The sequence below is a fragment of the Corynebacterium sp. HMSC036D02 genome, from assembly GCF_001836165.1.
GTDB lineage: Bacteria > Actinomycetota > Actinomycetes > Mycobacteriales > Mycobacteriaceae > Corynebacterium.
The window spans coordinates 72,253-98,243 of sequence record NZ_KV827693.1; the positions used below are offsets into that span (position 1 = coordinate 72,253).

Annotated in this window: 17 protein-coding genes and 1 pseudogene; 6 read left to right on the forward strand and 12 right to left on the reverse strand. The window is 65.7% G+C overall.

Features of this window, described 5'->3' with window-relative positions; translation table 11 throughout:
• Window positions 1-21: 21 nt before the first annotated feature.
• Together HMPREF2743_RS09215 and HMPREF2743_RS09220 are read left to right on the forward strand one after the other, a co-directional pair.
• The gene (locus HMPREF2743_RS09215; RefSeq protein ID WP_070818638.1) at window positions 22-4,803 is read left to right on the forward strand and encodes a type I polyketide synthase; all 4,782 of its coding nucleotides are present in this window, start codon (window positions 22-24) and stop codon (window positions 4,801-4,803) included.
• Window positions 4,800-6,347, forward strand: a complete 1,548-nt coding sequence (locus HMPREF2743_RS09220; protein WP_070818639.1) for an acyl-CoA carboxylase subunit beta — start codon at window positions 4,800-4,802, stop codon at window positions 6,345-6,347. Before HMPREF2743_RS09215 ends, HMPREF2743_RS09220 begins: the two co-directional genes overlap by 4 nt.
• A 269-nt stretch (window positions 6,348-6,616) precedes the next feature.
• On the opposite strand, the gene HMPREF2743_RS09225 is transcribed toward HMPREF2743_RS09220, so the two are convergent.
• The 6 genes and pseudogenes from HMPREF2743_RS09225 to trmB form a co-directional block, all read right to left on the reverse strand.
• Entirely contained in the window at window positions 6,617-7,630 is a 1,014-nt protein-coding gene (locus HMPREF2743_RS09225) for an HNH endonuclease signature motif containing protein (RefSeq protein WP_070818640.1), read from the reverse strand.
• Window positions 7,631-7,757: 127 nt separating this feature from the next.
• Window positions 7,758-8,105, reverse strand: a pseudogene (locus HMPREF2743_RS09230) (DUF3054 domain-containing protein).
• Window positions 8,106-9,116 carry a lysylphosphatidylglycerol synthase transmembrane domain-containing protein gene (locus HMPREF2743_RS09235; RefSeq protein ID WP_070744228.1) on the reverse strand — a complete coding sequence of 337 codons (1,011 nt, stop codon included), beginning with the start codon at window positions 9,114-9,116 and terminating at the stop codon, window positions 8,106-8,108. It abuts the pseudogene before it with no gap.
• Entirely contained in the window at window positions 9,113-11,509 is a 2,397-nt protein-coding gene (locus HMPREF2743_RS09240) for an MMPL family transporter (protein ID WP_070818641.1), read from the reverse strand. Before HMPREF2743_RS09240 ends, HMPREF2743_RS09235 begins: the two co-directional genes overlap by 4 nt.
• 7 nt (window positions 11,510-11,516) lie before the next feature.
• On the reverse strand, window positions 11,517-12,128 hold the full coding sequence (locus HMPREF2743_RS09245; protein ID WP_046647582.1) for an NYN domain-containing protein: 612 nt from the start codon (window positions 12,126-12,128) through the stop codon (window positions 11,517-11,519).
• On the reverse strand, window positions 12,128-12,901 hold the full coding sequence (trmB, locus tag HMPREF2743_RS09250) for a tRNA (guanosine(46)-N7)-methyltransferase TrmB (RefSeq protein ID WP_070525890.1): 774 nt from the start codon (window positions 12,899-12,901) through the stop codon (window positions 12,128-12,130). The genes HMPREF2743_RS09245 and trmB overlap by 1 nt, the downstream gene beginning before the upstream one ends.
• Window positions 12,902-13,261: 360 nt before the next feature.
• Between trmB and HMPREF2743_RS09255 the strand changes: the two genes are divergently transcribed.
• A complete protein-coding gene (locus HMPREF2743_RS09255; RefSeq protein WP_070744224.1) occupies window positions 13,262-15,082 on the forward strand; it encodes a phosphoenolpyruvate carboxykinase (GTP) in 1,821 nt (606 codons plus the stop codon).
• Window positions 15,083-15,136: 54 nt separating this feature from the next.
• Here the strand turns inward: HMPREF2743_RS09255 and HMPREF2743_RS09260 are convergent, their stop codons facing one another.
• Window positions 15,137-15,892, reverse strand: coding sequence for a class I SAM-dependent methyltransferase (locus tag HMPREF2743_RS09260; RefSeq protein ID WP_070818642.1), 756 nt, complete (start codon window positions 15,890-15,892; stop codon window positions 15,137-15,139).
• A 24-nt stretch (window positions 15,893-15,916) separates the two neighbouring features.
• Between HMPREF2743_RS09260 and HMPREF2743_RS09265 the strand changes: the two genes are divergently transcribed.
• Window positions 15,917-17,008 (forward strand): glycosyltransferase family 4 protein, encoded by a 1,092-nt coding sequence (locus tag HMPREF2743_RS09265; RefSeq protein ID WP_070818643.1) that lies wholly within the window; start codon window positions 15,917-15,919, stop codon window positions 17,006-17,008.
• On the opposite strand, the gene HMPREF2743_RS09270 is transcribed toward HMPREF2743_RS09265, so the two are convergent.
• Window positions 16,932-18,410 carry an MmpA family trehalose lipid delivery protein gene (locus HMPREF2743_RS09270; RefSeq protein ID WP_083321624.1) on the reverse strand — a complete coding sequence of 493 codons (1,479 nt, stop codon included), beginning with the start codon at window positions 18,408-18,410 and terminating at the stop codon, window positions 16,932-16,934. The genes HMPREF2743_RS09265 and HMPREF2743_RS09270 overlap by 77 nt on opposite strands.
• 12 nt (window positions 18,411-18,422) lie before the next feature.
• Complete coding sequence (locus HMPREF2743_RS09275; RefSeq protein ID WP_070818645.1) at window positions 18,423-19,397, reverse strand: PorA family protein; 975 nt, start codon at window positions 19,395-19,397, stop codon at window positions 18,423-18,425.
• A gap of 53 nt (window positions 19,398-19,450) precedes the next feature.
• On the opposite strand from HMPREF2743_RS09275, the gene HMPREF2743_RS09280 reads away from it, so the two are divergent.
• Window positions 19,451-20,638: an acyltransferase family protein gene (locus HMPREF2743_RS09280; protein WP_070818646.1), complete on the forward strand. Its 1,188-nt coding sequence runs from the start codon at window positions 19,451-19,453 to the stop codon at window positions 20,636-20,638.
• 159 nt (window positions 20,639-20,797) lie between these two features.
• Here HMPREF2743_RS09280 and HMPREF2743_RS09285 read toward each other — a convergent pair whose 3' ends face one another.
• From HMPREF2743_RS09285 to HMPREF2743_RS09295, 3 genes are read right to left on the reverse strand one after another with little or no spacing between them, the layout of a single operon-like run.
• A complete protein-coding gene (locus tag HMPREF2743_RS09285; protein WP_070818647.1) occupies window positions 20,798-24,124 on the reverse strand; it encodes an alpha-(1->3)-arabinofuranosyltransferase domain-containing protein in 3,327 nt (1,108 codons plus the stop codon).
• A gap of 2 nt (window positions 24,125-24,126) precedes the next feature.
• Window positions 24,127-24,324, reverse strand: a complete 198-nt coding sequence (locus HMPREF2743_RS09290; protein WP_010188604.1) for a DUF2613 domain-containing protein — start codon at window positions 24,322-24,324, stop codon at window positions 24,127-24,129.
• A 31-nt stretch (window positions 24,325-24,355) separates the two neighbouring features.
• A complete protein-coding gene (locus HMPREF2743_RS09295; protein ID WP_070517712.1) occupies window positions 24,356-24,859 on the reverse strand; it encodes a universal stress protein in 504 nt (167 codons plus the stop codon).
• 58 nt (window positions 24,860-24,917) lie between these two features.
• Between HMPREF2743_RS09295 and HMPREF2743_RS09300 the strand changes: the two genes are divergently transcribed.
• Window positions 24,918-25,979, forward strand: a complete 1,062-nt coding sequence (locus HMPREF2743_RS09300) for a glycoside hydrolase family 3 N-terminal domain-containing protein (RefSeq protein WP_070818648.1) — start codon at window positions 24,918-24,920, stop codon at window positions 25,977-25,979.
• Window positions 25,980-25,991 lie beyond the last annotated feature (12 nt).

Sequence of the window (25,991 nt, forward strand, 5' to 3'; positions counted from 1 at the left end):
GCGTAAGAAAGCTAGAGATTTATGACCGTTGAAGAGCTTCGTGGCTGGCTGCGCACCTGGGTTGCGCAGACCACCGGCCTGTCGGCAGAGGAAATCACGGACACCAAACCGCTGGAGAATTTCGGGCTGTCCTCGCGTGACGCAGTAGTCCTCTCCGGCGAATTAGAAAACCTCCTCGGCATTAAACTTGAGCCCACGGTGGCCTATGAGTACCCCACCATTGCGCAGCTGGCTGAGCGCCTAGTCAACGGCGCAGCCGGCGCCCCGGCAGAAAGCGCGCCGGGAGCGGCGGCACCGCGCTCGACTGCCATCGTGGGCGGCGATATCGCCGTCATCGGCTATGCCGGCCGTTTCCCGGGAGCCAAGAACGTCGACGAGTTCTGGAACATGCTCGTCGAGGGCCGTGCGGGCACCGGTCCACTGCCCGTCGGGCGCTGGTCGGAGTACTCCTCCGACCCTATTACCAACGAGAAGATGGAGCAGCAAAACACCGACGGCGGCTACATCGAGGACATCGCCTCCTTCGATGCCGAGTTCTTCGGCCTCTCCCCGCTGGAGGCGGCCAACATGGACCCGCAGCAGCGCATTCTGTTGGAGGTGGCGTGGGAGGCCCTCGAGGATGCCGGGGTGCCCGCCAACCAGCTGCGCGGTACCGCCACCGGTGTCTACATGGGCTCCACCAACAATGACTACGGCATGCTGATTACCGCCGACCCGGCGGAGATGCACCCCTATGCCATGACGGGTACGTCCTCGGCGATCATTGCCAACCGCTTGTCCTACGCTTTTGATCTGCGCGGCCCTTCCATCAACGTGGATACCGCGTGCTCCGCCTCCCTCGTGGCGGTCAATCAGGCGGTTAAGGACCTGCGCGTGGGTGCGGCTGATACGGCACTCGCCGGCGGCGTGAACATCCTGGCCTCGCCGCACGCCTCCATCGGCTTTAGCGAACTGGGAGTTACCTCGCCCACCAGCGCCATCCACGCCTTCTCCGATGATGCCGATGGCATCGTCCGCGCGGATGCCGCGGGCGTGCTCGTGCTCAAGCGCCTCGAGGACGCCGAGCGCGACGGCGACACCATCCACGCCGTCATCAAGGGCTCCGCGGTCAACTCCGACGGCCACTCCAACGGCCTGACCGCCCCCAACCCGGAGGCGCAGGTCGACGTCCTCGAGCGCGCCTATGCCGACGCCGGCATCCGCCCGCAGGACGTGGACTACGTCGAGGCCCACGGCACCGGCACTATCCTCGGTGACCCCATCGAGGCCACCGCACTCGGCCGAGTGCTGGGCCCGGGCCGCCAGGCCGCGAACCCGACCCTGCTGGGTTCTGCCAAGACTAATATCGGCCACTCCGAGTCCGCCGCCGGCGTGGTGGGCCTCATCAAGGTCATCGAAGGAATGCGCCACGGCGTCATCCCGCCGAATATCAACTACGCGGGCCCCAACCGCTATATCGACTTCGACGCCGAGCACCTCGAAGTAGTCGAGGACCCACGCGAATGGCCCGAGTACTCCGGCCAGAAAGTCGCGGGTGTCTCCGGCTTCGGCTTCGGCGGCACCAATGCGCACGTTGTTCTAACCGACTACCGCGGGCTGACCCACCAGGACACCCCGCAGGTCGCCATCGGCGAAGACCAGCCAGTGGCCCTGCCGGTCTCCGGCCTGCTGCCCTCCCGCCGCGCCGCAGCGGCCTCCGACTTGGCGGACTATATCGAGGCAGAGAACCCGAACCTGCTTTCCCTGGCCCGCACCCTTGCGCGCCGCAACCATGGGCGTTCGCGTGCGGTAGTGGTGGCGTCGTCAAGCGAGGAAGCTGTCAAGCGCCTGCGCCAGGTTGCCGAGGGAACCGTCTCCGTCGGCATCGCCGCCGCGGATTCTCCCTCCGTCCACGGCCCCGTCTTCATGTACTCCGGTTTCGGCTCCCAGCACCGCAAGATGGCCAAGGACATGATTGAGATCTCGCCGCTGTTCAAGGAGCGTCTGGAGGAGCTCGACGCCATCGTGCAGCGCGAATCCGGCTGGTCCATCCTGGAGCTGGTGCACGACGACGCCCAGACCTACAACACCGAAACCGCGCAGGTGGCCATCACCGCCATCCAGATCGCGCTGACGGATCTGCTCGCCACCTTCGGCGTGCGCCCGGCCGGCGTTATCGGCATGTCCATGGGTGAGATCGGCGCGGCCTATGCTGCGGGCGGCATCACGGCGGCCGACGCCATGCTCATCGCCTGCCACCGCGCACGCCTGATGGGGGAGGGCGAGGCCTTGCTTCCCGACGATCAGCAGGGCGCCATGGCCGTCGTCGAGCTCTCCGCCGAGGAGATTGACGCCCTTCCGGGTTCCATCGAACCTGCCGTGTACACCGGCCCCGGCATGACCACCGTCGGCGGCCCGCGCGAGGAGGTCCTCACGCTGGTGGAGCGCCTCGAGGGCGAGGGCAAGTTCGCCCGTGCGCTCAACGTCAAGGGCGCGGGCCACACCTCCGCCGTCGACCCGCTCCTGGGTGAGCTCTACGCGGAAATCGCTGGTATCGAGACCCGTCCGCTACACACGACGCTCTTCTCCTCCGTGGACCGCGGCAAGGTCTACCGCCCCGGTACGGTGCTGCACGATGAGGATTACTGGATCCGCATGACCCGCAAGCCCGTCTACCTGCAGGACGCGGCGGAGGCAGCCTTTGCGGCGGGCCACATGCAGATCGTTGAGATTTCCCCGAACCCGATTGCACTCATGGGCCTGATGTCCACCGCTTTTGCTGCGGGCAAGGCGGATGCGCAGCTGCTCTACAGCCTGAAGCGCAAGGTGGACCCCACCGAGTCGCTGCTGGACCTGCTGGGCAAGCTCTACGTCGCGGGAACTCCGGTGACCTACACCAAGGTCTTTGGTTCCGGCGCGCTTGTCGCCGCCCCGGACACCCGCTTCCGTCGCCAGCGTTTATGGACAAACGCTCGGCCATCCTCTGGTGTGTCTGGTCTGCCGGGCGCGCGCGTGAGCCTGCCGGAAGGCGCGGTGGCGTTCTCCACGAACGCCGACCAAGCGCCGAGTGCACTGGCCATCCTGGAGGCCGCCGCCGAGGCAGTCACCCCGGGCGCCCACATCGCGGCGAGCGAGGAGCACCTGGATCTGCCCGCGAAGGGCGAGGTCACCACGATTGTTCGCCGCACGCTGGGCGGGCTGTCGGTGGCGGTGCACTACGTGGATGGAGCAAGCACCAAGCTTGTCGCGGAGGGCTTTGCCTCGACTCTCAACCTTGCCGAACCCGCTGCGGCCCCGGAGCCGAGCCTGCCGCAGGCTGTGACCGCGCCGCAGTTCGCGGACCCCGACGTGGGCGCCGATGCCGTGCGCTGGGACCCGGCGACGGAGAGCGTGGAGGAGCGCTTGGCACTCATCGTGTCGGAGTCCATGGGCTACGACGTCTCCGATCTCCCGCGCGAGCTGCCGCTCATTGACCTGGGCCTGGATTCGCTCATGGGCATGCGCATCAAGAACCGCGTGGAGAATGACTTCCAGATTCCGCCGCTGCAGGTGCAGGCGCTTCGCGACGCCTCCCTCGCCGACGTCATCACCATGGTTGAAGAGGCCGTGTCCGAGCAGCCCGGTTCTGCCGCACAGGCACCGGCCGATGCAGCCGCCGACGCACCTTCCGCGCCCGCCGACTCGTCCGCGGTGAGCGCGAAGGACGCTGCGGAATCAGCCGAGGAAGCGACCGTGGGCGTCGGCGTCGCCCCGCGCGATGCCTCGGAGCGCATGGTCTTCGGCACCTGGGCCACCTTCACCGGCAAGGCCGCGGCCGGCGTGACGTCCGCGCTGCCACAGGTCAGTGATGAGGTAGCTGAGAAGATCGCCGAGCGCCTCACCGAGCGCGCCGGCATCGAGGTCACCGCGCAGCAGGTTCACGAAGCCGAAGCGCTGGAGAACCTCGCGGATCTGGTCCGCGAGGGCCTGGAGACTGAGGTCGAGGGCAATATCCGTGTGCTGCGCGAGGCCGATGGCCCCGCCGTCTTCATGTTCCACCCGGCCGGCGGCACCACCGTGGTCTACCAGCCGCTGACCCGTCGTTTGCCGGCGGATGTCGCGGTCTATGGCGTGGAGCGCCTCGAGGGCAGCCTGGAGGATCGCGCCGCCGCCTACATCGAGGACATCCTGCACTACGCGCGCGGCCGCAAGGTCGTGCTCGGCGGCTGGTCCTTCGGCGGCGCGCTGGCCTATGAGGTGGCCTACCAGCTCCAGGAGCGCGCAGCCCGCGGCGAGGATACTGCTGAGGTTGCCTTCATCGCTCTGCTGGATACCACCCAGCCGGCCCATCCGGCCCCGAAGACGCTGGAGGAAACCAAGGCCCGCTGGGGCCGCTACGCCGCCTTTGCTAAGAAGACCTACGGCCTGGACTTCGAGCCGCCCTACGAGATGCTGGAGACCGTGGGCGAAGATGCTCTCATGGCCATGCTCGCGGAATTCCTCAGCTCCACCGACGCTTCCGAACACGGCCTGTCCGCCGGTGTGCTGGAGCACCAGCGCGCATCCTTCGTGGACAACCAGATTCTGGGCTCGCTGGATATGGGACGGTGGGCGTCGGTAAGCGTGCCCGTCATCCTGTTCCGCTCCGAGCGCATGCATGACGGCGCCATCGAACTCGAGCCGGCCTACGCCGAAGTTAACCCGGACGGCGGTTGGGGCGTTATCGTGAAGGATCTGGAGATTGTGCAGCTGCCGGGCGACCACCTGGCGGTTCCTGACGAGCCGGCAATCGGTATCGTGGGCAAGCACATGGAGGATTGGATCGAGGAGAAGATTCGGAAGTGACTAGTACCGCTGACAAGCTAGCGGACCTACGCGAGCGCCTCGAGCGTGCCCAGGATCCCGGCAGTGAACGCTCCCGGGCCCGCCGCGATGAGGCAGGGCGCTCGACTCCGCGCCAACGCATCGCCGCGCTTCTCGACGAAGGCTCCTTCGTCGAGACCGGCGCCCTGGGGAAGACCCCTGGTGATCCGGACGCGATTTACTCCGACGGCGTGGTCACCGGCCACGGTCGCATCAACGGCCGCCCGGTGTGCATTTATGCGCACGATAAGACGGTCTACGGCGGTTCCGTGGGGGTGACCTTTGGTAAGAAGGTCACGGATATCATGGATTTGGCCATCAAGATTGGTTGCCCGGTTATCGGCATCCAGGATTCCGGTGGTGCCCGCATCCAGGACGCGGTGACGTCGCTGGCCATGTACTCGGAGATTGCCCGCCGCCAGCTGCCGCTTAGCGGTCGCAGCCCGCAGATTTCCATCATGATGGGCAAGTCCGCCGGTGGTGCCGTGTATGCGCCGGTTACTACGGATTTCATCATCGCCGTCGATGGTGAGGCGGAGATGTACGTGACGGGTCCGAACGTGATCAAGGAAGTCACAGGCGAGGAGATCTCTTCCCATGACCTCGGCTCTGCGCGCCAGCAGGAGCTCAACGGCAACGTGTCCGTCGTGGTGCCTTCCGAGGATGAGGCCTTTGACTTGGTGCGCGATTTGCTGGACCACCTGCCGCTGACCTGCTTCGACGAGTCCCCGGTCTTCGACGCACCTACTGATGAGGAGGTGGCTGAGGACACCGAGCTGGATTCCTTCATGCCGGATGACACGAACGCCGGCTACGACATGATGGACCTGCTGACGCAGCTTGGCGACGACGACGAGCTCATCGAAATCCAGGAAAACTACGCCCCCAATGTCATCACCGCCTTTGGGCGTATTGACGGCAAGGCCGTGGGCTTTGTGGCGAATAACCCGATGCATTCGGCGGGCTGTATCGATGCGGATGCCGCCGATAAGGGCGCGCGCTTTATCCGTATCTGCGATGCCTACAACATCCCGCTGGTCTTCGTGGTGGATACGCCGGGCTACCTGCCGGGCGTGGACCAGGAGAAGGCCGGTCTGATTCACCGCGGTGCGAAGTTCGCTTTTGCTGTGGTGGAGGCTACCGTGCCGAAGGTCTCGCTGATTGTGCGCAAGGCTTATGGCGGCGCCTATGCCGTGATGGGTTCGAAGAACCTGACCGGTGATATCAACTTGGCGTGGCCGACGGCCCAGATTGCCGTGATGGGCTCGGCCGCCGCCGTGGTCATGATTGCGGGCAAGCAGCTCGAGGCCGCCGAAACCCCGGAGCAGCGCGCCATGACGAAGAAGATGTTCATGGACTTCTACGACGAGACCATGACCGCACCCTATGTCGCCGCGGAGCGTGGCTACCTCGACGGCATGATTAAGCCTTCTGAGTCGCGCTTGGCTCTGCGCCGCGCGCTGCGCCAGCTTGCCGATAAGCAGGAGAAGGACCTGCCCAAGAAGCACACCATCTCCCCGCTCTAGCGTCGTTTAAGCCTGGCGGCGGGCGAAGAAGGCCTGCGGATCGCGCTGAATTTTGTGTCTCGGCGTAACATGTGAGCCTGTTTTATCCGATAAGCCTAAAGACTAGGAATTCAATCAAAGGAGAAACCCAATGCTCTCTAGCGTTCTTGACCTCAGCGGTGACATCATCAACCTCGTCATCATGCTTCTCAACCAGGCCGGCGTGAACGTTGGCGCACTGAGCTCGAAGTAAGCCAGCGCTTCTAGCCCCTCCTTGCGGAGGGGCTTTTTTAATCCCAGACCGGGCTGGGGAGGGGGACTGGCGGTCTACCGTCGGGAGGCAGCCACGCCATGCGTCCCTCGATGCGATCGATGCGTCCGCGATACGTGGGGCGGGCGGGGTCATCGTCATTGATGGCGTTGTGGTACTTACATAACGGCACGAGATTGTCGAGGTTCGTCGGCCCGCCATCCTGCCACCTTCTGATGTGGTGCATCTGGCATTCCGCGGCCGGTCTTGTGCAGCCGAGCCAGGCGCACGTCGGATGCTCTGCGCAGAGCAGGAGCCGCTGTTTATCGTTGGCGAAGCGGCTGCCGTAATACACATTGACCGGCCCTTCCACCGGGTGAAAGAGGGAGACGAAGCCGCGCTCGGCAAACGTCGTGCGGAGGAACTCCGCGCCCGTCATCGTGCCGCCGTCGGTTGCCTGCAGAAGGATGTCATCGCCCTCGCCCCGCACAATCTTGTCCAGCTGCTCAAGACGCACAATGACGTGCGCATGCAATGCCGGCTTCGGCGCGCCACTGCCGGAAAAGACCTCGTGGACTGCCTTGAGCAGGTCCTCTGATGTGGCTTTGAGCGTACCCACTAAATTGGCAATCGCGCGCGGGCGATCCGTGATGATGAGCTTGTGCATGCCGCCCGTGCTGCGTCGCACGCGGACGCCAGGAGTGGGCTCGGGAGTGAGCTCCGCGAGCCTGCGCTTCGCCACGTCCGCAATCTCACTCTCCGGAGTAGCGCACAATTCCACTCGTAGGTCCCAAGCCTGGCGCGAATTCTTGACGCGCGCGACGTGTCGTTCAATCTGCAGCAGCGTATCCAGCGCATGGTTGGTCTCCCGGGCGCGGCGCTGCTTGGCGCTGAAAGCAGTCTGGCCAAAATACACGCGGTGGAGTCCCTCGAGCTGCCGCGCCACGCGCGGCGTCGCACCCAGCGCCATCATCTCCTCACGGGTGTGGCCAGCGCACAAGGACACGACGTGCATGCCGCGAGCGAGTACCCCGAGTAAGTCCCCCAACTTCATGCCACACACACTAAACCGGCCCGAACCGACCCGCAACCGGAACGCTAAACTCCCAGCTCAAACGCTCATTTGCAAGGGCGTAAAGGGGTGAAAGTAGGTCGACGGGTAGCCGACTATGGCAAAGATTCTAGGCGCGGGAGCGGGAAGCAAAGGCCGCGATGGCCCGCCAGCCAAAGAAGAACAGCGCGGACATCACGGTGGCCACGATGAGGAAGGACCAGTGCGGTAGGCGGCCGTTGACCAGCATCCACAGGGCCATGCCGCCAATGATGGCGCTCAGCCACACGACGACGCCCTCCTTCTACAGGCCGCTCAGCTTCGCCGCCATGATGATGACCCAGCCAACCAACGCGCCCACGGTCCACGGCCAGAAGGCATCAACCCAGGAGCTAAAACTCAGACCCCCGTGCGCCAGGCGGGCGAAGATGGCGAAGAGGGCGAGAGCGAGGACGTCGATAAGCGGGGCAACGCGCATTTAGGATTCCTTCCGGTTCAACGCCGCGTAAGAGAAGCCATCGCGGGCGTAATGGGCGAAGTAGATGACCCATCCAATGATAGTGATGAGCGCAAAGGAAATAAGCCGGTAGATGATGGCGGCGGAGGTGGCGTGCACCACGGTCAGGCCCGTGGCCACCAGCGGGGTGATGAGCGCGGCCTCCACCGTGCCGACACCACCCGGGGTGACCTGTGCGGAGCCAGCCAGCTTCGCGGCGAGGAAGGCCAGGGCCACACCGGCCAGGGTGGTGTCATCGGCACCGGCGCGCAGCCACGGAATCTCCCCGGTCACCGCCCACACGGAGGCCCACAGCGCTGCCATATCGGCCAGGCGGTGAACCAGCGACGTCCCAGCAACCACAGCAAAGGGGCCACGCGAAAGGTGGACCTCGCCCAAGTTGCGCACCTCTTGAATCGCACGGTCCCGCTTCGGGCCGGGCCGCAGCTTGCGCAGCCAGCGCTCAAGGGTCACCGGGTGCGAGGTCAGCCAGAAGATGCCCCCGAGCGCCGCGAGCATGAGGACAACCGTGGTGATCAGCGATCCCAGAGCCATATCCGCGTTGAGGAAAAATACCCCGCCCAAGCCAATGAGCGCGAGGAACATCGAGCTAATGATCGAGGATAAAAACAGGAAGTAGCTGCACAGCGCCACGGACGCACCCCAGCGGCGCTGCACCTGGAAGGTGAGCAAAGCCGAAAAGGCGGGGCCCGCCGGCAGAGTCGTGGACCACGCATTGGAGGCCAGCGTGATGGCGTAGGTCTCGCGCAGCGGCACCTTGACGCCGCCCGCGCCGATGAGCCGCTTCATCACCTCCGCCATGCCCGCGATGGACAGCAGCGCGAAGAACACCACCAGCACCACGGGGAAAGGTTCGGCGTGGCGCAAGCGACGCAATCCCTCGGAGATGAAGTCCAGTTGGTCGCGGAAGAACCACGCCAGCGCGGCCAGAATCAGCAGGGAGATTATCCAGGTCAGCCAGTTCTTCTTCATCGACCATCCGTGGAATTGAGGCGCTTGACCAGCTCGGAGAAGGGGATGAGCTCCTCGTCAGTATCGGCGCTGCGGTCCCCGCGTACGGCGGCTTCGTTCGCCGTGCTTGGCGACGCCTCCTCAACCTGTTCTGCCGGAGTCACGGGAGAATGGGGCGCGTCGGCCTGCTCGGTGGACCCAGTCGAAGAACGCGGCTCGTCCCGCTCGGTAGTAACGGCGGGGGACGGCGCAGCCTGTTCAGTCGGTGCGGCCTCTTCGTTGTTCAGTACTGGGGCGGTGGGCACCGGCTCGGCAGCTGGGGAGTTCTCGCCGCCGAGGCGGTGGGTCAGGCGTGTGAGGAAGCGCGGGGCCCACCAGTTGTCCTCGCGCAGCAGGTGCATGACGGCGGGGACGAGGAGCATGCGGACGATGGTGGCGTCGATAAGCAGTGCAAAAATCATGCCGAAGGCGATGTACTTCATCATCACGATGTCGGAGAAACCGAAGGCCCCCGCCACCACAATCATGATGAGCGCGGCTGCCGTGATGATGCCGCCCGTGTGCGCGGTACCCGCGGCGATGGCCTCGTCCGTGGAAGCGCCGCGGCGGCGGGCCTCGACCATGCGCGAGACCAGGAAGACCTCGTAGTCCGTGGACAGACCAAAGACGATGGCGATGATGAGCACCAAAATCGGGCTCATGAGCGGGCCGGCGGTGAAGTTGAGCAGGTCGGAACCGAGGCCATCGACGAACATGAGCGTCAAGATACCCAGCGTGGCACCTAGGGAGAGCAGCGTCATGATGATGGCCTTCAGCGGCAGGATGAAGCTGCCGAAGACCAGCGCCATGAGGATGAAGGTGGCTAGCACCACGTAGAGGGCCATCCAGGGCAGCGTGTCGAAGAGCGCGTCGAGGGATTCGACCTCCATGGCCGGGGTGCCGCCGACGTAGAGCTCCACGCCCTCCGGTGCCTCAATGTTCTCCAGCTCGTGGACGATCCGCGCGTAGTCCTCGCGGTCCTGAATACCGGCGCCGAGGACGGTGGTGCCGTCGACGGTCGCGGTCTTCGGGCCCATCGGCTCGGTAAGCCCCTGGATGGAGCGGGCCTGCATGACGACGTCCACAAGCTGCTCATTCGTCGCATTCTTCACCACCAGCTTGACCGGCTCGGTGCGGAAGGACGGGAATTGCTCGTTGAACTGGTCCTGCGCCACGCGCGCGTCCTGGTTGGGTGGCAGGTAGGTCTCGTTGATACCGCCGAATTTCACGCCCAGCACCGGCAGGGTCAGCGCGATGAGCAGCGCACAGATGGCGGTGGTCATTAGCCCCGCGAGGCCCATGGCCCAGCGCGGCATCCGGTACCACCAGGTGTCTTCGATGCGGCGCCCGCGGCGCGAAGTCTTGCGCACGGTCCACTTGTCGATGTTGGGGCCCAGCATGCCAAATAGCGAGGGCAGCACCGTCACCGACAGGAGTGCGGCGAGGCCCACCGCGGAGATGGAGCCATAGGCCACGGATTTGAGGAAGGCCTGCGGGAAGAGGAAAAGTCCAGAGAGGGATACGGCCACCATCGCGGCGGAGAAGACCACGGTCTGGCCGGCGGTGGCGGTGGTGATCGCCACGGCCTCCTTGGTATCGCGGCCCTTGTCCAGCTCCTCGCGGAAGCGGGAGACCATGAACAGGCCGTAGTCGATGGCCAGGCCCAAGCCCAGCAGCGTGACGACGGCCTGCGCGAACACGTTGACCTGCTGGAAGCCAGCCAGGATGGACAGGATACCCAGGGAGCCCAAGATGGACAAAGCGCCCACGACGAGCGGCATGAAGGCCGCAACGACGGAGCCGAAGACGATGAGCAGCAGCAGGCCGACGAGCGGCAGGGCGGCCTTCTCCGCGCGGGAGATGTCCTTGGCCATGCCTTCATCCAGCGCATCGGCCACCGCGGTGGCACCCGCTACCTGCACAGGCAGCCCGCTGGAGTGCAGGGATTCCTCAATGGCGCGGAAATCCTTGAGGGTCTGCTCGCCGTCGCCTTTCAGCCCGATGGCGGCGAAGGCTGTGGAGTGGTCCTGCGTGATGAGGTTCGGGTTGCGCTTATCAAAGTAGCTGGTAACGGAGTCGATCTGCTCCGGATACTGGGTCTGGAGCTCGTCGAGGAAGGCCTTGGCCTCGGCGGCGTGGGTTTCGGGGTCGTCGAAAAGCAGGATGACGTCGCCGGAATTATCGCGGCCGAACGTCTCGAGCTCGATCTGTGCAGCGCTTGTCGACGCCGCCCCCGGGTCCTCCCAGCCTTCCTGACTCATGCGCTCCTCGAGGCGCGTGCCGAAGCCGAAGAAGAGGCCGAGGATGAGACCCACGATGATGAGCGGGATGACCTTGCGGTGGGCATAGGAGAAGCGGCCCCAAGAATAAAACATGCGGCTCCTAACTGTGCTCGGGCGCGCGGTCCGGCAGCAGCGCGGACAGCGGGCGGAAAGGCTGCAGCCAGGCGCCGCCTGGAGGCAGGTTGTCCAGGTTCACGCGCGGCAGCGGTTCGCGGAAGACTCCCTCGATATCTTCGAGGTCGACGAACTCGATATCGGGGTGGGTCAGCGCCCATGAAGCATGCTCGTGGAAGCCGAGCACGCAGGTGGGCAGACCGGAAGCCGTGAGCTGCTCCAGCAGGTGCTGGAAGTTCTGACCGTCGGCAGAAGCCACGATGACACCGGAGAGGTTCTCGCGGTTGGCCTTGATGTATTCGACCATGTCGGGGTCGACATCATCGTCCTCGTGGAGCTTTGGCTTGGCAAACACGGCGAAGCCGACGTTGCGGATGGCCTCCACCCAGGGGCGGATGACGTCGGCGCCGCCGGGGCTGACGTTGGTGAAGACGGCGGCTTCGGGAGTGGCGTCGTTGTCGAAGGCCAGCTCCACCAGCCAGCGGCCGATGGCGTCGAAGCGTGGTCGGTAGGCGGCGGTGGGGCGCCCGCCGAGGATGGCGCCGAGGCCCATGTCCATGTTGGGCGCATCCCACACCAAAAGGTAGGTGCCGGCCATTACTTCTTCTCCCACAGGTACTCGGTGATGACGTGTTCCTTATCCAGACCCTTGCCCTCAAACTTGGTGATGACCTGACGGTCGGTGAGGATGGGGCACTCCGGCCAGGGCCAGCCCTTGTAGTCGAGGGAGGGCTCAACCTCGACGAGCTCGTTAATCCACTCGGCGTAGCCGGCGTGGTCGGTGGCCACGTGGAGCACGCCGCCCGGCTTGAGGCGGGAAGCGAAGAGGTTGAGCGTGCCGGATTGGATGATGCGGCGCTTGTGGTGGCGGGCCTTGGGCCACGGGTCCGGGAAGAAGATGCGGATGCCGTCGAGGGACTCGGGCGCGAACATGCGCATGAGAACTTCGATGCCATCGCCGCGGACCATGCGGATGTTCTCAATATCGTTGCGGACGATGCAGCCCAGCAGCTTGGCCAGGCCCGGCTTGTAGAGCTCGACGGCAACTATGTTGGTGTCCTTTTCCAACGGGGCCATTGCAGCCGTGGAGGTACCGGTGCCGGAGCCGATCTCGACGATGGTCTTCGCCCCCTCGCGGCCGAACCAGGCGGGGATGTCGAGGGGTTCGTCGGCAAGCAGGCGTCCCAACTGAGGCCAGTGCTCCTCGAAGAGGGCGTTCTGGTTGTCAGTGAGGGTGCCGCGACGGAAGGTCACGTTGCCGAGGCGTGGGTAGTCCAAATCATTATTGAACTCGGCGTTGAAATCCGTCTGGAGGCCGCGGCCGTGAGGCATCTGCGCGGCGGGATTCTGGGAAGAGTCTGCGCTATTCATCAGTTGACATTGTTCCCTTAAGCAGGGGTGAGGGGCAACGTGCCGCGCCGTGGACGGGTAAGTGGCTGTGTGACGGAGGTTTAAGCGGTGTGGGGGTAATGGGACGGGCGTACGGGATGGCTAAGCCAAAGGTTATTTACCCCTGTGCGGGGGTGTAATTGATGGTGGCGTGCCCTATTTCACACTTCGTTGTCCTTGGATTAGTCGGGGTGACCAGGGTGGATATAACCAGGGTGGGCTGTATTACACATTCTGTGATCACCAGTGCCCGTACTCTGGTTGGTGAAACGTCGATGGGGGCAACCGTCTGCATCGATGATTAAGAGCACCCTGGCCACACCGACCACAGGAGAATGTGAGATGACCGCAACCATTAAGGGCCTTGTAGGTGAACTGCCCACGAAGAACGAGAAGCTTATTTCGTGGATCAGTGAGAGCGTCGAGCTCTTCCAGCCGGAAGAGGTCGTCTTCGTAGATGGCTCCCAGGAGGAGGCTGACCGCCTCGCCGCCGAGCTAGTGGAAAAGGGCACCCTGATTAAGCTCAACGAGGAGAAGCGCCCGAACTCTTACCTGGCTCGCTCGAACCCGTCGGATGTCGCCCGCGTGGAGTCCCGCACCTTCATCTGCACCGAGACTGAGGAGGACGCAGGCCCCACCAACAACTGGGCCCCGCCGGCAGCCATGAAGGAAGAGATGACCGAGGCCTTCCGCAGTTCCATGAAGGGCCGCACCATGTACGTGGTGCCTTTCTGCATGGGCCCCATCAGCGACCCGGACCCCAAACTCGGCGTGCAGCTCACCGACTCCGCTTATGTTGTGCTCTCCATGCGCATCATGACCCGCATGGGCCAGCAGGCTCTGGACAAGATTGGTGAGAACGGCGATTTTGTCCACGCCCTGCACTCCGTTGGTGCTCCGCTGGAGCCGGGTCAGGAGGACGTCGCGTGGCCGTGCAACGAGAAGAAATACATCACGCAGTTCCCGGCGACCAAGGAGATTTGGTCCTACGGTTCCGGTTACGGAGGCAACGCCATCCTGGCCAAGAAGTGCTACGCGCTGCGTATCGCTTCCGTGATGGCGAAGGAAGAGGGCTGGATGGCAGAGCACATGCTCATCCTGAAGCTCACCAACCCGGAGGGCAAGAAGTACCACATCGCGGCCGCCTTCCCGTCCGCCTGCGGTAAGACCAACCTGGCCATGATCACCCCGACTATCCCGGGCTGGAAGGCCGAGGTCGTGGGTGATGACATCGCGTGGCTGAAGCTGCGCGAAGACGGCCTGTACGCCGTCAACCCGGAGAACGGTTTCTTCGGCGTGGCACCGGGCACCAACTACGACTCCAACCCGATCGCCATGAAGACGATGGAGCCGGGAAACACCCTGTTCACCAACGTCGCGCTGACCGACGACGGCGATGTCTGGTGGGAGGAAATGGGCGAGGCCCCGGAGCACCTCATCGACTGGCATGGCAACGACTGGACCCCGGCTTCGACCACCAAGGCTGCGCACCCGAACTCCCGCTACTGCGTGCCGATTACCCAGTGCCCGTCCGCTGCGCCGGAGTTTGATGACTGGAAGGGCGTCAAGATTGACGCCATCCTCTTCGGCGGCCGCCGCGCGGATACCGTCCCGCTGGTGACCCAGGCCTTCGACTGGAACCACGGCACCATGATTGGCGCCCTGCTCTCCTCCGGCCAGACCGCTGCCGCTGAGGGCAAAGTCGGCGCCCTGCGTCACGACCCGATGGCCATGCTGCCGTTCATGGGCTACAACGCCGGTGACTACCTGCAGCACTGGATCGATATGGGCGAAAAGGGCGGCGACCGCATGCCGGCCATCTTCCTGGTGAACTGGTTCCGCCGCGGTGAGGACCGCCGCTTCCTGTGGCCGGGCTTCGGCGAGAACTCCCGCGTTCTTAAGTGGATCGTGGACCGCATCGAGGGCAACGTCGACGCCGTTGAGACCGTCGTGGGCCACACCGCCCGCCCAGAGGATATCGACCTCACCGGCTTGGACTTCGACATCGAGGACGTCCGCGAGGCGCTTGCCGTGAACCCGGCCGATTGGGCTGGCGACATGGAAGACAACAAGGAGTACCTGACCTTCCTGGGCTCCCGCGTTCCGTCTGAGGTGTGGGACCAGTTCTCCGCCCTCAAGGAGCGCGTTGAGTCTGCCTCCTAGTCTTCGCATCTAAAGAATGCTCCCCTGCGGGGGAGCATTCGGCGTTTTCGGGGATTAAGCGCGCAGGACGAGGACCAGGTTAGAGGTGAGGAACTCGCGCAGCACCGGCACCTTGAGCACCCACCAGGCCCACCACGGGTGGTAGCGCGGGAAAGCTGCGACGAGCTCCGAACCACGCGACGATTCACGTCGCGCCCAGTCCAAGCCCTCGCGGGCGGAGAGCGCAAAGAGCGAGGTGCCGAAGACGTTCTTCGGTGGGTGGCCGTGGCGGCGGGTGTAGCGGTCGCGGGCGAACTCGCCGCCCACGTAGTGCTCCCACAGGCCGGTTTCGTGCCCGCCGAAGGGTCCCAGCCACACCGTGTAGCTCACGATCACCAGCCCGCCGGGCTTGGTTACGCGCAGCATCTCCTCGCCCATGTCCCACGGGTTCGGGATGTGCTCGGCCACGTTGGAGGAATACGTGATGTCGAAGGTGTCATCCGCGAAAGGCAAGCTAGTGCCGTCGCCGCGCACAGCCTGCGCCACCTCGATGCCGGCGGCGGCCATCTCGCCCACGTCCGGCTCCAGCCCCACATAGCTGGCCCCGCGCTGGGCAAAGGCGGAAGCGAAATAGCCGGGCCCGCCCCCGACGTCGAGCACGCGCGCGCCGGTGAGGGAGAGGGAATGGTCGTGGGAGAGGGCGTCGACAAGCGCGGCGGTGTCTTGGGCTAAGCCGCCATAAAAGACCGCGGGAGCCGACTGCTCGAAGCGGAAGGAGCGCAGCAGCCGCCAGGAGCGGCGCAGTGTGGCCAAGCTACGGGTGCGTTTCATAACCCACTAGGCTAGTTCCTCGACATGAAAATCCTTCTTTTGTGCTGGCGCGATTCCCCCCACCCGCAGGGTGGCGGCTCCGAGCGCTACCTCGAGCGCGTCGGGCACTACCTCGCTGCCCAGGGCCACGAGGTGGTCTTCCGCACCGCGCGCCACATGAACGCCGCCAAGCGCGAGCGCCGCAACGGCGTGCTCTACTCGCGCGCCGGGGCCAAGTTCAGCGTGTATCCGCGCGCACTGTTGTCGATTTTATTGGGGCGCCGCGCTTTGCGCGGCGCTGATGTCGTGGTGGATACCCACAACGGCATTCCCTTCTTCGCGCGCCTGGCCACTCGCGCGCCCGTGGTCATCCTGACGCATCACTGTCACCGCGAGCAGTGGCCGGTGGCCGGGCCCGTGCTGGCGCGGCTGGGGTGGGTCCTGGAATCCTGCGTGGTGCCAAGGATCTACCGTGAGAACACGTGGGTGACGGTCTCGGAGGCTTCGAAGCGCGACCTGGAGAAGCTGGGGATTCACGGCGCGCACATCATTGAGAACGGCGTGGACCCCCTGCCGTCACACGTGCCCACCTTGGAGCGCGAGGCCGATATCCACCTGGTGACGCTGTCGCGCCTCGTGCCGCACAAGCAAATTGAGCATGCCATGGACACCGTGGCGCGGATTCCGGGCGCGCTTCTCGACGTCATCGGTTCCGGCTGGTGGGAATCCCACCTGCGCGAGTATGCGCGCGCCCACGGGGTGGAGGAGCGCGTGCGCTTCCGTGGTCAGGTGACGGAGGATTATAAGCATGCGCTGCTCGCGCGCGCTGATGTCCACCTCATGCCGTCTCGAAAAGAAGGCTGGGGTTTGGCAGTCATGGAGGCGGCCCAACATGGGGTGCCCACGGTAGGTTATGCATTTGGCCTGCAAGACAGTGTTATCGACGGCAAGACCGGTGTGCTGGTGCGGCGCGAGGAGGAGTTCGCGCCGGCGGTGCGCATGCTTGTCGACGACCCCTCCCTCCGCCACCGTTTAGGCAACGCGGCACGCGAGTTGGCGGCTACTTTTTCGTGGGAGAAAACCGGTGCGCGCTTCGAAGAGTTGCTAGAAGCGGAAGTGCGCACCAGGCGGCGCTAAGCCCCCACGGGGCGGGTGCCGGTTGTGCGTTGGTGGTGGCGACGATGCGGCCGTCCTCGACGACCGCGCCCACACCGAGCTCCTCCATCCGGTCGAGGTCGCGGTTGTTCCAGGCATCGGCGGCCGCTAGGTAGCGAGGCGATGGCTCATCCACTGTCACACCGTCGACGGTGAGCTCGCCGGAGTCGAGCTTGTTGGCGGCCTTGGAGTAGGGGTCGAGGGCAATGCCGCCGTCAAGCGGCACCATGGCTGGGCGGTCGGCGAAGAAGGTCAGGCGGCCGTCGAGCTCTTCGACGAGCTGGCGGTCGATGCCCGTTTCGCGTGGGCGTAACACGGCGAGCTCCCGCGGTGCATCGGGGGCCTGCAGCAGGCAGGCGCACAGCGCGAGTGCGGCAGGAAGCTGGCGCAGGGACGCGATACCCGCCACGGCCAGCGGCAGGGCGAGCAAGGTGAGCTTGGAGGAATCACGCACCAGGCCCGCGCCGGGGATGTGCTCCACGGCGAAGGCGATGAGACCGGGGGCGAGTGCGCCGAGGATGGCCAACCCCATGCCGAGAACCGCCAGGGCCGCGAGCGGACGCAGCTCGCGCCGGGGAAGGCGGGCAGCACCTAGGACGGCGAGGGCGGCGACGGCCAGGCCTGCCAGGGCGAAGCCCTGCTCGCGGGAGGCCGGTACCGCCGCGGCATTCCAGATGCCGCCGAAGCCGAGCAGCGAGCCGACCGCACCCACGTAGGCCTCCGCGCGCGGGGCGAAGGCCGCGGCCTGGGCGGCGGGGTCGCCGTGGGTTCCCGGATTTCCGGCCATGAGGCTTGGAACTAGCCACGGCAACCACAGCAAGACTGAGCCGCCCGCGAAGAGCCATCTTCTTCGCCCTTCGCGCTCACAGACAACCGCGATGAGTCCCCCGAAGAGCCCGCCGGTGGGCGTCAAGGACGCGGCCCACAGCGTCAACCACGCCACGCGCGGGCGCGCATGGAGGCAACCCCACGCGATCACGGGCGCTAACCAGGCGGCGACCGCCAACGACCACTGGCCCTGCAGGAGGCGCTCGATGATAAAAGGATTGGCCACCGCGCATGCCATCGCTGCGGCTGCCGCCCACGGGCTGGACTCGCGCGCCCACCGGCCCGCCACCCACGCCGAGGCGCTCGCGGCAGCAAGGATGAAGACCCTGGCCAGCCACGCCCCGCCGAATAAGGCAAGCACCCCGTCCTGCGGTGCATTGCGGGCGGGAAGGTCACCGGCGCCGAAGGCGGCAGCGCTCAGGGCTGGGCGGTCAAGCAGCACCATGTCGCGCCACAGGAACTCGCCGGGCAGCACGAAGGGCCAGCACACCGCGAGCACGAGTACCACGCCCCAGGCGCAGAGGGCAGTGCGCACCGCAAGGGATGCTCGGGACACAGCCACGGGCGCCTACGCGCTCTGCGCTGCATGGCGGCGCATGAACATCGCGGCCGCCACGGCCAACAACGCCACGCCGATGGCCTTGCCCAGCCAGCTGACAATGCTCAAGATCTTGACCGTGTCGATCACCCGGCGAACCGAGTCGAGGCGTTCGGTGCGGGTGGAATCGGACCAGGAGAGGGGGACGTCGAGAAGCGCACGCTCGTGCGTGTCATCGGCATCGACCATCGCCTGGGCCTGGCGCGCATCCGTGGCCCAGAAGATGCGCGGGTGCTCCTCCTCGTTGACGATGGTGCCGGTCGTGGGCTCCACCCACACGGTGCGGCTCACGGCGTAGAAAGGCTCGAGGATGACGTGCGATTTCGGCTTGAGGTTGTAGCGCTCCAGGGACTCCGCGGAGTAAAAATCGCCTGCGGGGCCGGAGCGGTGGGCGTCGAAGGCGAAGATCTCCCCGAGTGAAACCGGCGCGACATCCTGGTGAAAGACGTAGGTGGGGATGCTATCGAGCTTTTCATCGCGCAGGAAATCGATGGGCTCCGTGTCTTGGGTCAGCGGATCGAAGAAGGGATAGGAGCGCTGCTCCGCGCCGGAGGGAAAGAAGTAGCTGATGCCGTCGCGCTCCACCCGGTCTTCCACCTGTACGTCGAAGGCGGGCAGCTCGATGTGCTGCGTCGTGTTCGGCCCCGCCACCGGGTAGGTGGATTCGCGGTTGAGCTGGGATTCCTCGGTGATGTGCGCGATGGTTTCGCCGTTGAAGGTGAGGTCCACGGTGGACTGCGCGCGGGCCACGGAATCCTTCATCGCGGGGGCGGTGGTGGTGTGGCGGCTAAACGTGGCTCCGTCATGCTCCGCGTGGATCTCTAGGCTGAGGTCCCTGGGCAGCGGGCGGGACTGGTTGTTATACAGCGGCGGAAGGATGGACCCGAGTATGAGGAACACCGCGGCGGCAATCGTCACCTGCGCTAGGCGGGAGCGAAGGAACACGTCAGCTCCGATCGGTCGAGGGATTCACTGCAGAAATAGTATCGTAGTGGGCCATGCGCTTTCTCCCTGAGCTCGAAGGCGTGCGTGCGCTGGCTGCATTGGCAGTCGTGATCACGCACGTGTCCTTCCAGACGGCAACCGGTTGGGCCTGGGCTGAGCGCTTGGATTATGGGGTGGCGGTCTTCTTCGTGCTCAGCGGTTTCTTGCTGTGGCGCCGGCGGCATGCGCACACGGCGGGGCAGTATCTTCTTTCTCGTGTGGCGCGTTTGGCACCGCTGTATGTGGTGTGCGTGGTGGCGGTACTCGCCTTGCTTCCCGACGCTTCCCCCTTAACCTTCCCGCAAGTCATCACCAACCTGACCGGCACGCAGCTCTATATTGCTGACGGCTTGGTTCCCGGGTTAACGCAATTGTGGTCGCTGTGCGTGGAGTTCGCCTTCTATGCGGTGTTGCCGCTGTTGGCGTGGTTGTTGGATAGGCTTTCGGCGCGCCCGCGGGTTGCACTTATTGCTGGAGCTGGCGTGCTGAGTTTGTTCTGGGGTTTTCTGTCGTTTGTGGCCGGATATGAATCCGGCGATGTCAATACGCAGATTTGGCCGCCCGCGTATTTCTCGTGGTTTGCGGTGGGAATGTTGGCCGCGGAGGCGGAGGCAGCTGGCGTGCGTGTGCGCGCCGGGCGCATTGTGCGGCCCGCTTGTTGGGCGGTGGCGGCGGGCTGCGTGTGGCTGGCCAGCCGCGAGTGGTTCGGCCCGCAGGGCTTGGTGCATCCAGAACCGGGTGAGTTTGCGCGGCGCATTGCGGCGGGGGCCGTGTGCGGGGCGTGCATCGTGGTGCCGGTGGCGCTGGCCCCGCGGGAAAGCTGGCTTTCTTCCGAGGTGATGCGAGCGCTGGGCCGCTGGTCATATGGGGTTTTCATGTGGCATGTGGCGGTGCTGGCCATCGCCTTCCCGCTGTTGGGTGTGTCTGCCTTCTCGGGTGCTGCCTGGGATTTCGCGGTGGTGCTGGCTTTTACGGTGGTGGTCAGCTGCGTGCTGTCTGCTGCGACCTACGTGCTTGTCGAGGTCCCCGGCCGCGACCTCATCCGCTCCCTCGCCTTTACGCGCGGTCGCATCGCCGTTCCGCGTTCGTTGCCGCGCCAGGCAGATAACCCTGCCGGCTCCGCTTCTGCGAGCAATGCCAGTTCCGGATCCCTCGCCAGCCCTGCTGGCTCTGATGATTCCGCCGGTTCGGTGGGGTCGTAGACGGCACTTCACACATGGCATTTTCCAGAAGGCATTAGTCAAACGGTTTCCTTGCCCCCAAACAAACCTTTTATATCGCCGCAGATGGTTTCCTTGACCCCAAAGACACCTTCTGACTAATGCCTTTTGAGGGGAACCATATGCGGTGAGGCAGGGTACCTAGGGCGTGCTGCGGGGCGGGAGGCAGGCACAGGTAATGGCCGCGACGCAGAGCAGTTGCACGAGCAGCGAGTCGCCGGCGTAGCCCTCCGCGGGCCAAGGTGCGCGGGCGAGCATCGCGCCCGCGGCAAGGGTGAGCATACCCGCCAGATAGTCGGAGCGCAGCGTGGTCCAGCGGGTGATGGCCCACGCCGCGGCAGCGGCGGCCACACCGGGCAGACCTGCGACGAGAGCCATCGTTGCCGCAATGAGCAGGGCTAGCAGGACACGCGCCGAGGTAGACGAGTGAGCAACACGGGCGGGCGAGAGCATTTGGGAAGCTGCGGAGGATACCGGCAGGGCGGCATCGGCGACTGGGCTGGTCGAGGTTGTGTCGTGTGCTGCGTACGCCTCGGACGAAGCAGCGGAAGCAGTAGGCGAGGCGGGGGCAGCGGCTTGGGAGCGGGGGCCGCGGGCCATGACGAGCAGACACAGCGCGGTGGTCAGCGCGGCGAGCGCGCCGCCGAGGCCCAGACCGACGCGATAGGCGCGGTCGGCAGCGAAAGACATGTGGAAGGTGCCGCCGGCACCGGCGGGGATGAGGAAGGCCTGCGTGTCGGCATCGATGGAGCGCGGTTCGAGGGGCAACGGTTCCGAGCTGGAGGCCGGCGTCGAGTCCGGCGCTGAATCTTGTGCTGAGTCTTGTGCTGAACCTGGCGTCGAGACCGCGGCTGTGCTGGGGGAGCGTAGCTCGCCGCGCAGGCCCTCGTTGAAGGCACGGCCGGTGATGAGGAGGCGGTCGTGGTCGGCGGGCTCGATGGTCTCACCGGCAGCGAGCGGGGTATAGCCGTGGTCAGTGCCCGATGCGGCCGATGGGGCAGCGCCGGCTGCAGCTGAAGGACGGTCAGAGGAAGCGGGAAGGGGCGCGGGCAGGGAGGACGCGGTATCGGTCAGGGCCGCCCAATCGCCGGTGGTGCGCACGAGGTGCTGACCGGCGGGCAGGTTGAGGGTGGAGTTGGGGGCGTGGGGGGAGCCGTCGATAAGCACTGTCTTCTCACCCGTGACCCGCACTGTCATGTCGCGCGGGGTAGTAAAGGAGCGGATGAGGATGTGCTCGTTGTCCTGCTGGAAGAGGAACTGCTCGGCATCGGGCGAGGTATCGGGCACGGTGACGATGCGCCGCGGGGTGGGCTGATCCACGATGGAGGCTTCCGCAATTCCGGTGCGGCGCTGCGGCTCGATGCGGATGGTGGAGGCTTTCGCGCCGGGCACGCGGATATCGCGGGCGCGGTAGGCCTCCATGGTGACCGTCACCTTGGAGTCGCCGTTGTGGATGGTGACCTCAGTCGTGCCGGTGGTCATCAGCCGCAGCGTGGGCGAGGTCCACGTGGAATCGGAGTGCAGCTCTAACCAGCCGGAATCGCCAGGCGCTGGCCACCATGCGGTGGAGTACTCGTCGTCGACGGCCGCGGTAAGAGAACGCGCCGGGTTCGCCCCGCCGAAGGCCGAGGCATCCGCGGCAGACGAGGACGCGGTGACCCGGCCATCGTGCTCCACCACCTGGGTCAGCGGGCCGGCGGAGGGGTAATCGCGCAGCCGGTTGCGCACGGTAGAGGGGTCATCAGGGGCCAGCGGCGCGGAGACCGGGCCGCTGAGCGTGCCGTAGTTGCGGTCACGCAGCACAGGCGTATCGGTGACGATGTCCGCGTCGGAGGCGACCAGTTCGTGAGGACCGGAGAGGAGCGCGAGCGATTCCCCACCGCCCGCCACGCGCGGCGGATCCGCAGGCGCTAGGTTCATGGAGAGGTCGCGGTCGAAAACTACGACGTCGACCTCCCCGAAGGTGTGGACCTCGCCCGGGATGTGGTCCGAAGAACCAGAGATGAGGTCGTGGCGCACCGCGACTGCCCCGATGCCGAGGCGTTGCAACACTACGGGTGCCGTGGTTGGGTCGCGGGAAATCTGCGCCATCGCACCGTCCAGGCCACGGATGGTCTCGGGCGGGATGAGGGGAACGGCATCGCGGACGGCCCAGGGGACGTCGAGAAGCGGCTGCGCCGGCTCATCGCGCGTCCATCCCCAGTCTTGCCGCGCAAAGGAGGCCGGCGGGGAGAGGAGCACGCGCGTATCCAAGCTGTTCATGAAATCGGCGGCCTCGTGCCAATAGGCAGGCACCTCCTCGTACGCCCCCTTCGGCAGCAGACGGCCCGCCCAGGCGGGGGCGGTCGCGCCTACCACCACGAGGCACACCAGAAGGCCCGCTGCTTCACGACGCCCCGGGGCCAACGTCCGCGGCAACCTCACCCGGGCAGCAATCGCGGCCACGCCGAGTACCAGTGGGATGCGCACCAGCGGGTCGAATTTATGCACGTTGCGCAGCGCGGCCAGCGGGCCATCGAGCGCGTCGAGGTACCACGCGGCATGCGTGCCGAGCACGGCCACACCCACCAACAGCATGAAGGCCCACTCGCGCGGCAGCCGGGCCAGGCCTATGAGGCCCAAGGCGGCAACGGCCACGGTGACAAGCACGAAGACCGGCTCGGTGGCCAGCTCGTTGCCGGCGACGCGCTCGGTATCCACGAAGGGAGCCCAGCTGGTGGTGCCGCGCAGGATTTCCGCCAGGTTGAGCCAGCGCGTGGTCACCCCGGCGGACTCGATGAATTCCGTAAAAGGCGGGGCATAGCGGCCCAGGATGAGCAGTGGGGTAATCCACCACGTGGACACCGCAGCGCATCCGGCCAACCACACCAGGCCGGTCTTGCCCGCGCGCCGCCACAGCAGAATCAAGCCCGCTGGCAGGCAGGCAGCCAGCGTGGCTGTGGCGTTGACCGCGCCCATGCACGCCACCGCCACTACTGAGGGCGCGGCATCCCGCCAGTCCACCCGGCCCGGCCGTAGGAAAGGCAGCAGCACCCAGGGGGCGAGCATGACCGGCCAGGTCTCCGAGGAAATCGCGCCCAGCGTGGTCAGCGTGCGCGGAGAGAGCGCGTAGAGCACTCCGCCTGCCAGCGCGGCAAAGCTAGGGGCAGCGGGAAGCACCGTGCGGACCAAGCGGAAGAAGCCCAGAAAGCCCACCGCCAGGACCAGGAACCACCAGGCACGTTGCGCTATCCAATCCGGAAGTGGGTCCGCCAGCAGGAAAAACAAGCCCTGGGGGAAGAGGTAGCCATAGGCCTGGTTTTGCAGCTGGCCCAGCGTGAAAGTATCGGTATAAGCATGCAGCGCGCAGCGCAAGAAATGCGCGGGGTTGGCCACCAGATCGTGCTTGGTATCAGCAGCAGTCAACCCCCACGGCTGCACCAGAACCACGAGGGCTAAAAAGAAAAGCCCCCCGATGCGTGCGCGCACGCTTACTCGCGGGAGCCGTACTCCGGCCCGCCCATCACGGCGTCGGAGGCCTTGACGGAATTATCGTTCGGCACGGCATCGGCCTGCGAGAATTGGGCAATGCCCAGGATGGTCACGACTCCCAACGCCACGCCGACGACCGCGCTGCCCAGGGCCGGACCCAGGGTGCGCTTGTTGAGGGAATCGCTGTCGAATGCCATGGCGCCAGATTCTAGCAGCTAAAAGCTGCCTTTAGGAGTCGCTTTCTTCCGCGTCGTCCTCATCGTCGTTCTCCGGTGGCACGATGAAGACCGGCAGGCCCGCATTGCGCACGATGTACTCCGCCGTGGAATTCGTCCACAAGGAGCGGAAGCCGGTGAGCGCGCGGGTGCCGGTGACGATAACGTCGATGTCGAGTTCTTGGGCGGCGTCGACAATCGCGCTCTGAATCGTCGTCACGGATTCCACCAGGTGGGCATGGCCCCGCAGCCCCAAGGTCTCCGCCTTGGCGATGCCCTGGCGGCAGATGGCGAGGGCCTCCTCGTAGGCCGGATCATCTTCCACGCTCTCCGGCGAGACCGTGGACTGGTGCAGCCCGGTGCGGCTGACGGCGCGGGCGGCCTGGCGTGCGGACGGCTCCCACGCGGTGAGGATTTCGACGTCGGTGGGGCGCAGCAGCCTCGCGGCGTACTCGAGGGCGCGGTCGGCGCGGTCGGAGCCGTCATAGGCAATGAGCATGGTCTCTCCGTTATTCATGTGGCCATCCTAACAACCAGGTGTTGCCCGCGCGGGTGCTTCAGGCACACTGGTGGGCATGAGAAAAGCAATGCCCGCCCTCCTGTTGAGTGCTAGCTGTGCGCTGAGCGCGTGTAGCGAGGAATCCGTGCTTTCCGACGCCCCGCCGAGCGAAACCCGCGCCGCGCCCACTAGTGCCGCGTCGGGAGACGCGGCACCACCGGATGTCGCGCCGGAAGACGTCCGCGCCCGCGCCGCCGCCACACTCATGCCGCCGGCGCTGAACTACGAGGATGCCCGGGCGAAGCTCGAAGCCGGCGTGGGCGGGCTCTTTATCCCGAGCTGGGCAGATCCTGAGCTACTCAGCGATGGCCCGCGAGGAGTAAACGCTTTGCGCGAGGAGATGGGCCGTGACTTTGAAGTTTCCATCGATTTCGAGGGTGGGCGCGTGCAGCGTTTCTCCGAAATCTTGGGCGACTACCCCTCCCCGCAGGCCATGGCGGAGGGGCATAGCCCAGAAGAGGTCGAGGCCTTGGCCACAGAAATCGGGCACAGCCTGCGCGCACACGGCGTGACGGTGGACTTTGCACCAGTGCTCGACGTGGATGGGGGAGACCTCGAGGTCGTCGGTGATCGCGCCTTCTCCACCGATCCGGAGGCCGCCGGCGAGTATGGCGCGGCCTTTGCCCGCGGGCTGCAGGCTGCCGGTGTGAAGGCCGTGTTCAAGCATTTCCCCGGCCACGGGCGCGCCTCCGGGGACACGCACTTGGGTGAGGCCGTTACCCCGCTGCTGGAGGAGCTCTCTGGTCACGAGTTCGTGCCTTTCCACACGGCAATCCCGCAAGCGCCGGATGCGGCCCTCATGATGGGGCACCTCGTGGTACCAGGCCTCGGCGATGAGCCCGCCTCCCTCAACCCGCGGGCCTACCAGTTAGCCCGCGAGGAGCTGGGCTTCGAGGGCACGATTTACACCGATGACCTGGGAGGTATGGCTTCCATCTCGGAGAATTTCAGCGTGCCGGAGGCCGTGGCCGCAGCCCTTGCCGCAGGTGCCGATATGCCGCTGTGGTCCACCGACGATGACATCAACGCGGTCATCGACGCGGCCGCCGAAGTCGTGGCCCAGCACGAGGGCGACTAGTAAAAACCAGCT

Bases quoted from the DNA above. Each gene is read 5' to 3' on its own strand.
- HMPREF2743_RS09280 (WP_070818646.1), top strand. From the start codon at position 19,451: ATGCGCTTTCTCCCTGAGCTCGAAGGCGTGCGTGCGCTGGCTGCATTG.
- HMPREF2743_RS09265 (WP_070818643.1), top strand. From the start codon at position 15,917: ATGAAAATCCTTCTTTTGTGCTGGCGCGATTCCCCCCACCCGCAGGGT.
- HMPREF2743_RS09225 (WP_070818640.1), bottom strand. From the start codon at position 7,630: ATGAAGTTGGGGGACTTACTCGGGGTACTCGCTCGCGGCATGCACGTC.
- HMPREF2743_RS09255 (WP_070744224.1), top strand. From the start codon at position 13,262: ATGACCGCAACCATTAAGGGCCTTGTAGGTGAACTGCCCACGAAGAAC.
- HMPREF2743_RS09240 (WP_070818641.1), bottom strand. From the start codon at position 11,509: ATGTTTTATTCTTGGGGCCGCTTCTCCTATGCCCACCGCAAGGTCATC.
- HMPREF2743_RS09245 (WP_046647582.1), bottom strand. From the start codon at position 12,128: ATGGCCGGCACCTACCTTTTGGTGTGGGATGCGCCCAACATGGACATG.
- HMPREF2743_RS09215 (WP_070818638.1), top strand. From the start codon at position 22: ATGACCGTTGAAGAGCTTCGTGGCTGGCTGCGCACCTGGGTTGCGCAG.
- HMPREF2743_RS09235 (WP_070744228.1), bottom strand. From the start codon at position 9,116: ATGAAGAAGAACTGGCTGACCTGGATAATCTCCCTGCTGATTCTGGCC.
- HMPREF2743_RS09295 (WP_070517712.1), bottom strand. From the start codon at position 24,859: ATGAATAACGGAGAGACCATGCTCATTGCCTATGACGGCTCCGACCGC.
- trmB (WP_070525890.1), bottom strand. From the start codon at position 12,901: ATGAATAGCGCAGACTCTTCCCAGAATCCCGCCGCGCAGATGCCTCAC.
- HMPREF2743_RS09260 (WP_070818642.1), bottom strand. From the start codon at position 15,892: ATGAAACGCACCCGTAGCTTGGCCACACTGCGCCGCTCCTGGCGGCTG.
- HMPREF2743_RS09290 (WP_010188604.1), bottom strand. From the start codon at position 24,324: ATGGCATTCGACAGCGATTCCCTCAACAAGCGCACCCTGGGTCCGGCC.
- HMPREF2743_RS09300 (WP_070818648.1), top strand. From the start codon at position 24,918: ATGAGAAAAGCAATGCCCGCCCTCCTGTTGAGTGCTAGCTGTGCGCTG.